General features: G+C 63.6%; 11 protein-coding genes and 1 pseudogene. 9 read left to right on the top strand and 3 right to left on the bottom strand.

Annotated elements, in window-relative coordinates; translation table 11 throughout:
• The first annotated feature begins 333 nt into the window (after positions 1-333).
• The gene (locus AC3FKG_RS03995) at positions 334-831 is read left to right on the top strand and encodes a carboxypeptidase regulatory-like domain-containing protein (RefSeq protein ID WP_483713086.1); all 498 of its coding nucleotides are present in this window, start codon (positions 334-336) and stop codon (positions 829-831) included.
• Positions 832-1,179: 348 nt separating this feature from the next.
• On the opposite strand, the gene AC3FKG_RS03990 is transcribed toward AC3FKG_RS03995, so the two are convergent.
• Positions 1,180-1,383: a YgaP family membrane protein gene (locus AC3FKG_RS03990; RefSeq protein WP_483713087.1), complete on the bottom strand. Its 204-nt coding sequence runs from the start codon at positions 1,381-1,383 to the stop codon at positions 1,180-1,182.
• A gap of 392 nt (positions 1,384-1,775) precedes the next feature.
• Here AC3FKG_RS03990 and AC3FKG_RS03985 point away from each other — a divergent pair.
• A pseudogene (locus AC3FKG_RS03985) lies at positions 1,776-1,934 on the top strand (MBL fold metallo-hydrolase); the annotation flags it as partial.
• 45 nt (positions 1,935-1,979) lie between these two features.
• Positions 1,980-2,477, top strand: coding sequence for an aspartate carbamoyltransferase (locus AC3FKG_RS03980; protein ID WP_488742472.1), 498 nt, complete (start codon positions 1,980-1,982; stop codon positions 2,475-2,477).
• Between the two features lie 215 nt (positions 2,478-2,692).
• On the opposite strand, the gene AC3FKG_RS03975 is transcribed toward AC3FKG_RS03980, so the two are convergent.
• Positions 2,693-2,989 (bottom strand): hypothetical protein, encoded by a 297-nt coding sequence (locus tag AC3FKG_RS03975; protein WP_488742471.1) that lies wholly within the window; start codon positions 2,987-2,989, stop codon positions 2,693-2,695.
• Between the two features lie 954 nt (positions 2,990-3,943).
• Between AC3FKG_RS03975 and AC3FKG_RS03970 the strand changes: the two genes are divergently transcribed.
• From AC3FKG_RS03970 to AC3FKG_RS03950, 5 genes are all read left to right on the top strand, one after another.
• Entirely contained in the window at positions 3,944-5,029 is a 1,086-nt protein-coding gene (locus tag AC3FKG_RS03970) for an efflux RND transporter periplasmic adaptor subunit (protein WP_488742470.1), read from the top strand.
• Positions 5,029-8,142 (top strand): efflux RND transporter permease subunit, encoded by a 3,114-nt coding sequence (locus AC3FKG_RS03965; RefSeq protein ID WP_488742469.1) that lies wholly within the window; start codon positions 5,029-5,031, stop codon positions 8,140-8,142. The genes AC3FKG_RS03970 and AC3FKG_RS03965 overlap by 1 nt, the downstream gene beginning before the upstream one ends.
• Positions 8,139-9,401 (top strand): TolC family protein, encoded by a 1,263-nt coding sequence (locus tag AC3FKG_RS03960; protein ID WP_488742468.1) that lies wholly within the window; start codon positions 8,139-8,141, stop codon positions 9,399-9,401. The genes AC3FKG_RS03965 and AC3FKG_RS03960 overlap by 4 nt, the downstream gene beginning before the upstream one ends.
• 107 nt (positions 9,402-9,508) lie before the next feature.
• Positions 9,509-10,033: a cytochrome b gene (locus AC3FKG_RS03955; RefSeq protein WP_483713096.1), complete on the top strand. Its 525-nt coding sequence runs from the start codon at positions 9,509-9,511 to the stop codon at positions 10,031-10,033.
• 9 nt (positions 10,034-10,042) lie between these two features.
• Entirely contained in the window at positions 10,043-12,334 is a 2,292-nt protein-coding gene (locus AC3FKG_RS03950) for a heavy metal translocating P-type ATPase (RefSeq protein WP_483713097.1), read from the top strand.
• Between the two features lie 113 nt (positions 12,335-12,447).
• Here AC3FKG_RS03950 and AC3FKG_RS03945 read toward each other — a convergent pair whose 3' ends face one another.
• A complete protein-coding gene (locus tag AC3FKG_RS03945) occupies positions 12,448-13,452 on the bottom strand; it encodes an AraC family transcriptional regulator (RefSeq protein ID WP_483713099.1) in 1,005 nt (334 codons plus the stop codon).
• Positions 13,453-13,800: 348 nt separating this feature from the next.
• Between AC3FKG_RS03945 and andAc the strand changes: the two genes are divergently transcribed.
• Entirely contained in the window at positions 13,801-15,078 is a 1,278-nt protein-coding gene (andAc, locus tag AC3FKG_RS03940; RefSeq protein ID WP_483713100.1) for an anthranilate 1,2-dioxygenase large subunit AndAc, read from the top strand.

Here is a 15,078-nt window from a genome sequence, read left to right as displayed (position 1 = left end):
TGGCGCGGCGCTTACCCGATATCAGCCTCGGACGAGAGTGCTGTACGGCTGAAGCGGTTCTTCTTGTACGGCTCGGACAACGCCGCTTGTCGGACGATAGTGACCGCTTGTCAGCGATATCTGACAGTGGTGCGCCGGAACTGCGACATTGCGGCTTCGCGCGCACCGTGTCCGGCCTCTACGCGCCAGCGTTCAATGACAGGACACCGGTGGCGTTGATCCACGACAAGAGGCGAGAACCCAGGCGGACTAGGCTGCAATGCATGGCACAGGCGGTCGACTATCCGCGCCACTGCGCCGGCTTATGCGATGACGTAAAGCGAGGAGTGTCCGATGCGGGCTTTCATGGCAATCTGCTTCCTGATCCTGTCCACCGCGGCGCTGGCTGCTGCCAATGATGCAGCGGTCCCTTCGCAGGCAGGCACACTGAAGCTCAGGCAATTGAACGGTATTTCCTACATCTCGGGCGGCGTCGGCCTTGATGAAGCTGCCACCATCCGGGGCATGGCCCGGCAGTTCAATGTCCGCATGCACTTTGTCGACAGCAATGACAACAGTGCCTTGTCAGATGTCACGGTCACGCTGTTCAATGCGCGGCGCGAGATCGTGCTGCTCGTGCTGAGCGAGGGACCCTACTTGTATCTGAACTTGCCGCAAGGCGCCTATCGGGCGGTAATCCGGTACGGCGGCTCTATCTTCAGCCGGAGCATTGCGGTGACAGCGAACAGTGCGGCCGTCGATCTTCTGTTGCGCTTCCCGGCCATGCCGGCCGGCAGCGACGCCCTGATAGCCCGGCCGGTCCAAGTGCAACCTCCGGCGATATCGCGGTGAGCTACTGACTCGGAATCAAGACAGGCGCCGGGCTGCCCAATGAACGCTAAACGAATCGAACGCTAAACGCCTTGGGGCAGATTGGATACCCTCCGGTCAATTTTTCGACCGTCGACAGAACAGGCCATCGCCAACCGTGTGCACCATGCGCCTTCCTTGCATGCGGTGTCGACGTATGCGGCAACGCCCCGCCTCGCGCGGGCAGTGCATTTGCGCCGACACATCTTTGACAATGGTCTTGAATTCGGGCATGCCACGCTCGAAAGCTCCTTTGTGCAGGAATTGAGCTGCGCGCGTGACACCATTCGACGTGCGCAGCCCTGAGGTTGCTAGGCCGGTTGAATTGAGCTACTTCGCGTTAGACTTCGATGTCGCGCATGTCTTTACACCGAAAATGCTGTAGGCAGGGCAGATACGGACGATACCTGTCAGAAGTGGGAGAATGCCAATCCAGCCCCAGGCACCAATGCGTCCGGTCGCGGCCAGGCCAATCAAGACCAGTCCAATCACAACCCGGAGGACTCGGTCAACGGTTCCAACATTTGTCTGCATGGCGGCTCCTTGGTAATAAAGAAGTTGTGCGAACGGACCGTGGGTGCGGTTGGATTCAACACTACCCTTGGTGTCCTCTTGTACTATGGCTTCTATCTGAAGGTTTGGTCCTGATGCGGCGCAATCCCTTGCGAAATGATCGCGACGGTTTTGGGACTAGCGTGCGTCCTTCGGCCTGTCACCCTTTGGCCAGTCTTTGGCCTTGGCGGCATAATCGGGCCTCGGCTATTTTGTAAAGTAGGCCGCGACATCAACGGCGTCCTGCGCTGACAGCGTTCCACCTTGACCAAGTGGCATGTTGTGCGTTCACGAACGCAGCTGCTTGTATCCGAGGATGGGATGCATGCAACCGGCCATTCAATCGGTTCTTCGAGCCGGCCACCTGCTAGGCGGTCTATCAGGCGGGGTGCTTCGAATGCGTCATCATCGACTCAGTGCTGGACTATGGCCCCAAGTCAGGTCGGACGTCGACGGAAAATGCATTCGTACGTGAGCACGGTGTGCGCGTCGAATGGATTCTCGAAACGCATGCGCATGCCGAGCACCTTTCCGTGGATCGGGACAACGCTCGCATTGCTCAAAGCAGGAGAATTTTGATGAAGTACCTCAAGCATGTTCCGGCTATGACCGCTCTAACCGTTTTTGCCGTTGCGGGCGCCGTATATGGCGCAGATAACCAGCGTCAGGCGGAAGTGGAAAGGCGTGGCGCTGACGTTATGCCGTTCAACCTGGCGGGGACGACCCACAGCTTCACCAAAACGGAAGGCGGAGGTATCCAACGCGTCATCGTCAACAATCCCGCCGATACGCAGCAGGTCATGCTGGTACGCGAGCATCTGCGTACCATCCGGCGGCAGTTCGCGAATGGCGATTTTTCCGGCCCTACGCATATCCATGGGGCCAGCATGCCGGGCCTGGCTATTCTCAAGGCCGCGAAGCCCGGGCAGGTCGACATTCAGTATAAGGATGTCCCTGCGGGTGCGGAACTAAGCTATCACTCTGCGGACAAGAAAGTCGTGTCCGCACTGCACGACTGGTTCGACGCTCAGCTGTCGGACCATGGAGCTCATGCGATGGGAGGACATGACCAATAGCGCCCCACCGCGACACCACGGCCGATGAGGTGTCAATCTAAACTGCAATCCCTCCGGACCGAAAACATCTGGGCGAAGGCTTATCCTCAACACAATCGTCAGCGCATTAGCGCACTGATCTCGATCATCTCGACGTTCAGTTGCTTTTCTATCGCATTAGCCGTGATGGCGTCCCGGCCCGACGTTCTGGGCGATGAATCCGGTTCTTCGTGTCGTTATGGCTGCTTGATCTTTTTATTTTCGAGTGCCAAGAAGGGGTCGCAATCTCGCCCGTTCTTGTAATCCACGATGAATGGCTCGACCGCAGCATCTAACTCGTTAGTCACCAGGCCATACGCGAAGCCCGCAAAAGCATCTGGATCCAATTTCTCCTGGCACTTCTCGTAAAGGGCGTAGCGTTGCGCAGCAGTCAGATGCGGCACCTTGTCTGCACTGTGCTCAGACGAATCGAGCGAAACCGCTGTGACAAAGACAGAGACGGCAAAGGCCAACGAGATTATGGTCGCCAACATCTATTGCCCCCTGTTCCTTCGCGCCCAGCTACCTGCTGATTCGAGCCCCCCGACGCTTGCTCGCCGGCGCGCGTCTACATAAGGTCTTCTAATAACCACCCTATAAGTTAAAACCCGCCACGGGCTGCTCGTTTACAACTCTAGGCCGCGGTCCAACCTTCAGTTTGATCTGGCGCAGAGCCAGAGATCTACGCGTGTCGTACTGCTCCCTATCCGGCAGCGGCGGCAACCATGACAGTAAAATTTGAGCGGGCGGAGCGATCCGTTGGAGCCGGGTGCAGATAGCCTCGCGCGTTGTATTTGCGAGATCGCCAGATGCTTCCCGGCATGAAGGAGGTTGCCGTTTCTGGGGTACCGTCGGAAAAGCAAACGGGCGCGGCCTTACATGTTGAATTACAATGAGCACATGTCACGTGCAATCCCGAGTGCCTTACTCCGGGGCGCGGTGTTGGTACTGTTCGTACTGACGCAACTGCTTACCCCTCTCCTGCACGGCCATTTCGGAACTCCGAAACAGACTGGCCTGCACATGCACGCTGGACTAACTGCCGAAACTGATTCCTATTTCCGTGGGGCGGCGTCTTTCGGGGGCACAACCGCAGCAGACGCGCTTGAGAATCATGCTCATGCCGATTTGTCCGTGGCGAGCGCGGATTCGTTCGAAGTGGATGTCGAATCCGGGATCGTGCTGGCCGGGCTGGTCCAGCCAGGGGTACTTCCCGCTTTGTCGATCCTGACGTTCCTATTGCTGGCGGCACTTGCAAGCGCTTCCACGCGACGGTCGCCTTTCCATCCCGCTCCCGCTCCCCGCTGGCGTTGCTGCTTCAGTCAGCCCCCCCCGGCCCAGGCACCTCCTCGGTTCTCCTGATTCCCGTTATCCGGCGTATTGCCGGAGTTCGTGCTCGCGCTTCGGTCGATGGAGGGTGGGCTCTATCCTGTATGTTGGAGTCAGGTATGTCGTTCAGACACCTCTACAGGGTCCGTGCGTGGATCGCACTGGCCTGCTTATCGTTCTCGCACGTCGCTGCCGCGCAGGTGTCGGCACAGGTGCAATTATCCGCCGAGCACGCGCGTGCCCTTGGGGTGCGCACCAGTGCGCTCTCCGCAGTCGAAACCCTGGACGTGGGCACGCATGCCAGGGTCGTATTCAAGCCTGATGGTCAGTACGTCGTGGCGGCGCCCTACCCGGGCATCGTGCCGCGAGTGCTGGTAGCGATTGGGCAGACTGTCCGGCCGGGCCAGCCGCTGGCCAGCTTCCTGAGTCCGCAACTCTTCGACGCAAGGCGCGCCCTGGCAGAAGCGAATTCGCAGGCCCGCCTGGCGCAGCAGGCGCTGGTGCGCGACCAGTCGTTGTATGAGGACGGCATCATCGCTGCGAGCCGCTGGCAGGCAACGCAGGCCCGGGCGACCGAGGCTGCCGCCATGGCCAGGGCGCGCCGTGCGGAAATGGCGGCAGCTGGCGTTGTCTTCGCCGGGGCCGGCGAGGAGGCCAAGCTCGTGGCGAGCCATCAAGGCATCGTGTCCGAGGTCAACGCGGTTCCGGGCGCGCGCGTGGAAGGCGCTTCTCCGCTGTTCCGAATCATCGATCCCGATGCGCTGGAACTGGATCTGCTGCTTGGCCGGGATATACCGATGCCGTCCCCCGGTGAGCGGGTGGAGGTCGCGCAGCGCAACGCGGCCGGCACGGTGGTCGGCGTCGCGCCGGCCGGCGATGGCACGGCCGGGATGCGTGTGCGCGCTTCACTGGACCGCCGTGGCGACCTGCGCGCGGGCGAGAGCGTCAACGTCACGCTGAAGCTGCGAAGCCGGGAAGCGAAGGGCACCCCGGGACGCGTGCGCGTGCCGGCGGCCGCAGTAGTGTACTGGCAGGGTGCGCCGGGGGTGTTCGTCGCCACCGACAAGGGCTTCCGGTTCCAGCCCGTTACGCTGGAGGGCGCGGACGAAGCCAATGCCGTGGTCCGCGCAAACCTGCCGGCAGGGGCGCGCGTGGCAGTCGCGGGGATCGGCGCGCTGAAGGGCCTGTTGGCGGGAGACCAGTGATGCTTGCCCGGCTGATAGAGTTTTCCCTCCGCCAGCGCGTGCTGGTCCTGATTGCGGCCTGCGCGCTGGCCGCCGCGGGTGCGTGGGCGTATCTGAACGTGCCGATCGACGCCTTTCCCGATATCTCACCGACTCAGGTCAAGGTCGTGCTGAAGGTGCCTGGCATGACGCCGGAGGAGGTCGAGCAGCGGGTTTCGACGCCGGTCGAACAGGAAATGCTTGGTATCCCGCACAAGACGATCGTGCGCTCGGTGTCCAAATATGGCATCAGCGACGTGACGATGGATTTCGAGGACGGCGTGGACGTCTACTGGGCGCGCCAACAGGTCTCGGAGCGGCTCGCCGGCCTCGCACGGGATCTGCCTGCGACCACCGAGGGCGGCCTGGCGCCGATTACCACCCCGCTGGGTGAAATGTTCATGTTCACCATCGAGGGCGACGGCTACTCACTGGCGGAACGGCGCCGCGTACTCGATTGGGTTATCCGCCCGGCCCTGCGTACCGTGCCGGGCGTAGCAGATGTCAACGCGCTCGGTGGCGAGGTGCGAAGCTACGAGGTCATTCCCGATCCGTCCCGCCTGCGTGCGCGTGGCGTGACACTTGAGCAGTTGCGTCAGGCTTTGGACAAGAACAACCGCAACGATGGCGCTGGCCGCCTCGACCGGGGCGACGAGCACTGGGTGGTACGCGTCGAAGGTGGCATACGAGGGCTCGATGACTTGCGCGCCATCGTCTTGGAGGCGGCACAGGGCCTTTCCAGTACGCCAGCCGTAACAGTAGGCGATGTGGCCACCGTGCGCCTTGGCGAGGCCACACGCAACGGCGCGGTCAGCAAGGACGGGCAGGGCGAGGCGGTGGAGGGGCTCGTGCTTGGCCTGCGCGGTACCGATGCGCGGAAACTCGTGCATGCGGTGCAGGCGCGCCTGGACGAGCTGGCGCCTGGCCTGCCGAAGGGCATGTCGACGAGGATCTTCTACAACCGCGGGGAACTGGTGACACGCGCGGCGAACACCGTGGTCCGCGCGCTGGCCGAGGCCGGCGTGCTGGTGGTCGTTACCCTGTACCTGTTTCTCGGTGGCGTGCGCGCGGCGCTGGTCGTGGCGACAACGTTGCCACTGTCGATGCTCGCCACCTTCCTGTTGATGCGCTACGCGGGACTCACCGCGAACCTGATGAGCCTTGGTGGCCTGGCCATCGCGCTTGGCATGCTGGTGGATGCCGCCGTGGTGGTCGTGGAGAACATCGAGACAGCCCTGGCGCGCGCCGAAGCGCACAAGACCGATGAGGCGCTGCGCGGCGCGGCGATTCGGCACGCGGTGGCGGCCGTTGCCCCGCCGATGCTGGCCGGCGTGTCCATCATCGCCATCGTCTTCCTGCCGCTGTTGTCGCTGGAGGGGCTCGAGGGCAAGCTGTTCGCGCCGGTGGCACTCACCATCGTGCTGGCGCTGGCGTCCTCGGTGGTGATTGCATTCACGGTCGTCCCGGCGCTGGCATCCTGGCTGTTGCTTTCTCACGCCGACGAGCCTCCCTGGCTCATGCGCAAGGTGTCGGCCGGCTTTGCCAGGATGCAGGACTGGAGCACGACGCACCGCCGCACCGTCTTCGGGGCCGCGGGCATGGCGCTGGCCGGTGCCGCCGTACTGTACCTGTCGGTGGGAAAGACATTCATGCCAACCATGGACGAGGGGGATCTGATCGTGCAGCTTCAGAAGGCGCCGTCCGTGTCGCTTGCGGCGTCGCTCGACCTGGACCAGCGCGTGCAGCAGGCCTTGTTGAAGGATGTCCCGGAAATCCAATCGATCGTGGCGCGATCCGGCTCCGACGACCTGGGCCTGGATCCGATGGGCCTGAACGAGACCGACACCTTCCTGGTGCTTAAGCCCAAGGATCAGTGGCGCGGCAGCAAGGACGATATTGCCGAGGCGATTCGGCGCGTGATGGAACGCTTTCCCGGTGTGATCTACGGATTCACGCAACCCATTGAGATGCGTGTCTCGGAAATGCTGACCGGCACGCGCGGCGACGTTGCCATCAAGCTCTTTGGTAGTGACCTCGCGGCCATCGACTCAGCAGCGCAGGTCATCGCGACGACCGTGCGCGGCATCAAAGGGGCGACTGACGTGATTGCACCCAACAACAAGGGCGTGCAATACCTGAAAGTGTCCCTTGACCGTGCCGCCGCCGGCCAGGCTGGCTTTACCGGAGACGGCCTGCAGGCGCAATTGCGTGCACTGGTGGAGGGCGACCGCGTCGGCGTGGTGCCGGAAGGGATCATCCGCACGCCGCTGATCCTGCGTGGCGGAGCAGCATTGCGCCAGGCGCCCGAGGCATTCGCCAGCCTGCTGGTCACGGCGCCGGACGGCCGGACCTGGCCACTGACGTCATTGGCGAGCCTCGAGCGCGTGGACGGTCCGGTGCGGATCAATCATGAAAACGGTGCAAGGTTTGCGGTGATCCAGGCAAACGTGGAAGGCCGCGACCTGGCCGGTTTCGTTCAGGAGGCACAGTCGGCAGTCGCCAATCTCAAGACGTTACCCAAAGGCCTGCGTATCGTCTGGGGGGGGCAATTCGAGAACCAGCGTCGAGCCGCAGCACGCCTGGCTCTGGTCGTGCCGATGGCGTTGGCGGCGATCTTCTTCCTGCTGATGCTGACATTCCGGTCCGTGCGTCAGGCCGTGCTGGTGCTCGCCAACATCCCGTTTGCATTGGTGGGCGGCATCGCGGCATTGCGGCTGTCGGGGGAATACCTGTCGGTTCCCGCCTCGGTCGGCTTCATCGCGCTGCTCGGTATTGCGGTGCTGAACGGGGTCGTGCTGGTGTCGCACTTCAACACGCTGCTGGAGTCCGGACTCGATATTGCACAGACGGTTCGGACGGGTGTCCGGGACCGCTTGCGCCCCGTTCTGATGACCGCCTGCATCACGGCGCTGGGAATGATACCGCTGTTGCTGGCAAGCGGGCCCGGATCCGAGATTCAGCGGCCACTGGCTATCGTTGTCTCGGGTGGCCTCGTCTCGTCGACGGCGCTGACGCTGCTCCTTTTGCCACTGTTGTTCGAGCGTTTCGGCGTGCCGGGACAGCAGCCGGCCATTCGAAAGGGAGCCCTGCAATGAGGCGCAACCTGTATATCACCCTCGCGGCAGCGGTCGGCGTGATTGCGGCCTGGAGCGCTGCTGCGCAAGCCGGCTCGCACGGTTATCTGCCCGACGAAGCGGCCGTGAGTGAAGCAATTGCCCGTTCGCCCGATGTGATGGCCGCCGAGGCACGGCGGGATGCCACGCGCGCGCGCGCAGTCGGGATCCGTGCGGGCACGGCTGAAACCGTGGTGCGGGCGGTCGGCCAGGGCCGCAGCGTCCGCGAGCCATCCCAGCGCTTCCCTGAAGGGCAGATCGCGGTGGAACGGCCATTGCGGCTTTGGGGCAAGGCCGACGCCGATGCGCGTCTGGCCGACGCGACCGCCGAAGCCGGCGACCTTGCCGTGATGGACGCCCGGCACGAGTCGTCGCGCCAGATCCTGACTCAGTGGTTCGCCGTGATGCGTGCGGGACAGGCTCGCCTGGCCGCGCAAGATAACGCCCGGGCGGCCGGTGAGCTGGTCGCCATGACGGCCCGCCGCATCCAGGTGGGCGACGCCGCGCGGCTCGACGGGGAACTGGCGGCGTCGGATCACGCGCGCACGCGGGCCGTGCTCGCGACTGCTGCGGCGGCCGAGCAGGCTGCACTGGCCGAATTGCATGGGCGGTTTCCCGGGCTGGGGGAGCCCGGCTCTCTGTCGGATACAGCGCTGCCCCCGGTGCCCCCGGTGCCCCTTGAGCCGCCCGAGGCGCTGCGTATGGACTACGTCCGGGGCAGCCATGAGTACCGGCTGGCGATGGCGCAGGAAGCGCAGGCGCTGCGGCATGCGGCCCGGGCGGATCTGGAGCGCAAACCGGATCCGACGGTCGGCATGTTCGTAACGATCGAGCGGGGCGGAGCAGAGCGCATACTTGGCGTCAGCGTGGCCATGCCGCTGGGCGGGGAGCATCGCCAGGCGGCCGCCACGGCAGCGGCTGCGGACGCCGAGGCCGCCGCGCGCAGCCGCATGGCGGCCGAGCGCAGGCTCGGCACGGAATTCGACGTGCAGTATCGGAATCTGCTTGGCAGGCGCTCATCGGCGCAGGCTCAGGCCGAGGCAGCGAGCCTGCAACGCACCGCGTCGGATCGGGCGACGCGTGCTTATCGCGCAGGCGAGTCTGGCCTGGCCGAACTGCTCGCGGTACGCCGCAGCCTTGCCGAGGCCTTACTTGCCGAACGGCTTGCGCGGGTCGATGCACTGGAAGCCGACAGCCGACTCCGTCTTGACCTTCACCGGATGTGGGATCTTGACGACTGAGCCAGATTACGAATGTATGACTCTACAACCCGGAACCAGACCATGCGATACCAGGAAACGCTGACGCTCCAGAACATGACACATGTTGATCGGGCGGAGTTGCCACGATGAACGCAGAACCCAGGTACAACCTCGCGATGAGAACCCTCCACTGGCTGGTGTTCCTCGCCGCATTGATCGCCGTGGTGGCAATTGAGGTTCATGACTTCTTCCCGAAGGGCAGTCTTGCGCGGACCACCTTATTCTCGATTCACCAATCGGCCGGCCTCTGCGTCTTCGCATTGATGTTGCTGCGGCTGCTGGCCCGCATCGCGACGCCTGTCCCGGAGCCGGTTCCGGGATCGAAGCTGCTCCGGCGCATCGCGGGGCTGACGCACGGCATGCTCTATTTGCTAATGTTCGCCATGCCGGTCTTGGGCGTGTTGGCCCTGGCTTGGGGGGGAGAGCCCATTGACGCATTTGGCATGAGGTTGCCGCTATTCCTCGGCAAGCAGGACGGATTCGCTCACCTGGCCAGGGACATCCACGAATCCGGCGCAACGCTCGTGTACATCTTTGTCGGGCTGCATGCGGCTGCTGCCCTGTGGCATGAGTTCGTCACCAGGGATGGCGTTCTGCGTCGCATGTTGTAGGAGACTGGAATGCGTCTGCCCGATGCCCGGCTCAACAGCGTTCTCCTTGCGGTCTCTGCCGTGACACTGGCAGGAGGCCTCGTTGCGCGCCAGGTGCAAGACGAGACGCTGGCCCAATGGCTTTGGATGGCCGGAACATTGCCTAATGCGATTGCATTGGCGGTATCCAGTGCAAGCGCCGCGATCCGACGGCAATCCGGCATCGATGCGCTGGCGCTGCTATCGATGGTAGTGGCGCTGTTCTTCGGTGAATTTCTCGTGGCTGCTGTGGTATCGCTGATGTTGGCTAGCGGACGTGCACTTGAGGGCTACGCTCAATCCCGCGCCCGGCGGGAAATGACTGCTCTGCTGAGTCATGCTCCCAGGCGTGCCAACCGGCTGCAGGCTGGCCAATGGCAGCAGGTCGATCTTGCCGACGTCCGTCCTGGCGATCGGCTGATGGTCCGGCACGCCGAGGTGGTGCCCGTTGACGGCGCTCTGATGATGCCAGCGGAACTGGATGAGTCGGCGCTGACTGGCGAGTCAGCCATCCGGCAGCGTGTCGCAGGCGAGTCGATCCAGAGCGGCGCGCTGAATGCGGGCTCCGCACTGGAAATGGTGGCGGGCGCCACAGAGGCGGAAAGCACGTTTGCCGGCATCGTGCGCATGGTCGCCGCTGCGCAGGCGGAGCGAAGCCCCTCGGCGCGACTTGCCGACAAATATGCCTTGCAGTTCATGGGATTCACCCTGCTGCTTGCCGGTGCAAGCTGGCTCTGGAGCGGTGAGCCGATGCGAATTCTTGCGATCCTCGTAGTTGCGACACCATGTCCACTCATCCTCGCCGTGCCCGTGGCAATTGTTTCGGGAATGTCGCGCTGCGCAAAGCGCGGCGTGCTCGTCAAGGGCGGTGGCGCGCTGGAAGGGCTCGCCAAGGCCGATACGCTGTTCTTCGACAAGACCGGCACGCTCACGGGAGGCGTTGCGAGACTACTTGGCATCGAATGCACGCATGGGTATTTGCCGGAGGCGGTGCTTGCGCTTGCCGCTTCCCTAGCCCAGGCATCGAATCATGTCATTTCCGATGCCGTGGCGATGACTGCACGCGAGCGCGGCATGGACCTGCTTGCGCCTTCGGAGGTCCGGGAAAGCGCTGGTGCAGGCGTGCAGGGGGTGGTCGGCGGGCAAGTCGTCAGGCTCGGCTCGCTTACGTATGCCGTGGAGAACGGTGACGTGACAGAGTGGGCGCAGGACGTCCTGCGGCGTGTCCGGATCGGAGGGATATCGACCGTGTTCGTTAGCATCGACGGTCAACTTGCAGGCGTGATTGAACTCGCCGACAGCATTCGCCTGGAAACTCCACGCACCCTTCGCCTGCTTCGCGAGGAGGGCGTCACGCGCCAGGCGATGCTCACGGGAGATCGTGCGGATATCGCGGAGGCGGTCGGTACGATGCTCGGTGTCGCCGAAATCCATTCGGAGCAGTCTCCCAGCGACAAGCTGGCAACGATACATTCCGCGCGCCGGAAAGGCACAGTGATCATGGTGGGGGATGGCGTCAATGACGCGCCTGCGCTGGCTGCGGCGGATATCGGCGTTGCAATGGGGGCACGCGGCGCGGCTGCCTCCTCGGAGGCGGCGGATGTGGTCCTGCTTGTAGACCGGCTCGATCGCCTCGTCGATGCCGTGCGCATAGCGCGCCGCACCCGCCGCATCGCGATGCTCAGCGTGGAGATAGGGATGATGCTGTCGGTCGCAGCAATGTTCGCGGCCGCATTGGGCTTCCTGCCTCCGCTGGCGGGCGCGATCCTGCAGGAAGGAATCGACGTCCTCGCAATTGCCAATGCGTTGCGGGCTTTGCGGGCGGATCCCCGGGCGCGGGAGGGCCACCTGGATGAAGGGGACGTGGCCCGCCTCAAAGCCGAGCATGCTGCGCTGGAGCCCATCATGAGCCGGATACGCGCCGTGGCGGACATGCTGCCCAAGATGCAAGGGCATGCGGCACAGGCTGAACTGGAGGCGTTGAACCGCTCGCTAACCGAGGTCCTAGTGCCGCACGAGCGCAGCGAGGATATGCATCTTTATCCGGACGTGGCCCGCTTGCTCGGCGGGGACGATCCCATGGCGGCCATGAGCGGGATGCATCGCGAAATCTTCCGCATCGCGACCGTCCTGGACAGAACCATTGCCCAGCTGCCGTCAGAGGGCCCGGATTGGCGCACGACGCAGGAATTGCAGCGTTTGCTGTATGGCCTGGACGCCATCCTGCGATTGCATTGTGCGCAGGAAGATGAACTGTTTCATGTACTGGGAAAGGGGGGGTGACGAAGCGAAGGTCATTATTCAGGTCGATGCGGTTCTCGGCGACAAGGGCCTCAAGAACACCGCACCGCGCGTCCCGGCATCGCTGCTCGGCGACCTCATTGATCAGAGGTTCCCTAGATCCGCTTTTTTTGCGTGTCGCTCGGCAACTCGTTGAAGCGGGCAGAGTAATAGGCAGCGAAGCGGCCCAGGTGTCCGAAGCCGAACGCCAGCGCTGTTTCAGTGACGCTGGCGGACGGATCGAGCAGCAGTCGCGCGCGCACCGCGTCAAGGCGTGCATTCCGCAGCAGTTCCATTGGCGGGATGCCGAAATGGCGGCGGCAAAGCGCATTCAGCGAGCGGCCGCTGACGCAGGCGGCGCGGGCCAGGTCCTCAAGCGAGACCGGCGCGCTCAGGTGCGACTCAATGTATGCGATGACCGCATCGATCTGCCTCGTGCCCCGGGCGGCACGTTCCGGCAGGGACGCGATGTCCAGTGCAGCCTGCATCGGCAGTGGCAGTGGCGTAGTGCTGTCGGGTCGGTGCAAGAGCAGGAACAGGGCGAGGCTTCGCTCCAGATGGCTCGCCCAATCGGCATGAACGGTGGAATCCGGGCAGGCGAGCAAGTTCAGCAGCGAATGGGCGATCAGTTCCCACTGCGCTTCCAGCGCGCGTGGAAGGAGGAATCCGGATGCGAGTGGGGGCCCACCCGTCGCAGCGCCGTCAGCCTCGAGAAGGAGGCTATTGGGTACCCTGACGATCAGCTGCTGATTGCCTGGGCTCCACCGCAGGCGTATGCGTTGCTTAGGAGAGAGCACGGCGGTGCGGCCTTCGGCGACCCAGAGCCGTTGGCCATCGCATTCAATCTCCGCGCCAGCGCCGAGCGAGGTATGGACCAGTGAGAAATTTTCGAACGGCCGCGCCGAGACTTCGACTTCGGGGCCGTAGCGCAGCGAGTAGATCTTCACTCGGCCCAGTTCGCCCTTGAACATGGCGGCATCGGGAGCGCCGGATTTCCATCGCAGCACATGGTCGGTAAGTTCGCGGGCGACATGGTCGTGCGCCTCCACTCGCACATCCGACCGGAACAGCGGATTGCTATAGAGCGGGGCAAGTACGGAAGTCCGTGGTGAAAGGGGCATATTTGTCTCCCTGGTCGGGCCTTGCTGAGGCTTCCGTCATTCGCGCACCGCGCTGATACCGCCGTGTAGCCCCGATCCAATCTGCAGGGGTCGGCTGCCCCTTTGGTGCGTTTCATATTGCCATAGCAACGACCGCATGGATAGCACACGCGGCAGGCGCGCATGCGGTTCCTTCCGATATCGGATAGCCGGGCAATGGCTCGGCTGCCATTTCTGGATAGGCCGCGCGATTTCGCCGGAAGCGGATCGGAACGCCGTGAAAGTCCACCGATTCCGGATAGTGCCATGGGGTAACGGATTCCTACACTCCGTCCATCCCCAATGCGCAACGATTTCGCGGAGACAGCGATGTCAGACTTCCCACGGATGGCCGGCAGCACCGGCGACCGGAAAGTGATTTTTCCCCAGCCCGACGGCTCATGCGTCCCCTACAGCGTGTTCAGCTCGCAAGAGGTCTATGACCGGGAGCAGGAGCGCATCTATCGCGGGCCGTACTGGAGCTTTGTGGCCCTGGCCTGCGAGATTCCCAACCTCAACGATTTCAAGAGCACCTTCGTTGGCGATACGCCGGTGGTGGTAACGCGCACGGCGAACGGCTTTGCGTGCTGGGTCAACCGCTGCGCGCATCGCGGCGCGGTGGTGTGCCGCGAGAAGCATGGCAACGCCGAGTCGCACACCTGCGTGTACCACCAGTGGAATTACTCCTGCGAGGGCGACCTGCAGGGCGTGCCGTTCCGGCGCGGGCAAAAGCAGGGCACCATCACCCTGACCGGGATGGCCAAGGCCTTCGATCCGTCGCAGCACGGGCTGCAGAAGCTGCGTGTGCAGGAATACAAGGGCCTGCTGTTTGCCACCTTCAGCGACCAGGCGCCGCCGCTGGCCGACTACATCGGCCCCGAGATGCGCCCCTGGGTGGACCGCGTCTTCCACAAGCCGGTCGTCTATCTGGGCTGCACCCGCCAGTACTCGAAGTCGAACTGGAAGCTCTACTTCGAGAACGTGAAGGATCCCTATCACGCGAGCCTGCTGCACCTGTTCCATACCACCTTCAACATCTTCCGCGTCGGCATGAGCGCGCGCTCCATCCCGGACGCCACGCACGGCCTGCACAGCCTGATCACGGTGACCAAGCCGAAGCAGGACACCAACACCGCGGTGGCCTATACGGACCAGAAGATCCGTTCGATGCAGGACGGTTTTGCGCTGGAGGATCCATACGTCCTGGGACAGATCTCCGAGTTCGAGGAGGACTGCACCAACCACATCCAGCCCATCTTCCCGCAACTGGTCATCCAGCAGATCCACAACACGCTGGTGGCGCGCCAGTTGCTGCCGAAGGGGCCGAACAACTTCGAGCTGGTGTTCCACTTCTTCGGCTACGAGGACGACACCCCGGAGCTGCGCGAGCTGCGCCTGCTGCAGGCCAACCTGGTGGGGCCGGCCGGCTATATCTCGATGGAAGACACCGAGGCCACCGAGCTGGTGCAGCGCGGCACCGTGCGCGACGGCGACAAGACGTCCTACATGGGCATGGGCCTGGATGCGCCGGAGCAGACCAACAGCAATATCACCGAAAACCTGATTCGCCGCTTCTGGGCCGGATATCAGCACGCGATGGGGTACTGA

This window comes from Cupriavidus sp. 22TCCZM04-2 (genome assembly GCF_057798895.1).
The sequence above is the reverse complement of the archived record's forward strand: the minus strand, read 5'-3'. Positions and strand labels throughout refer to the sequence as shown.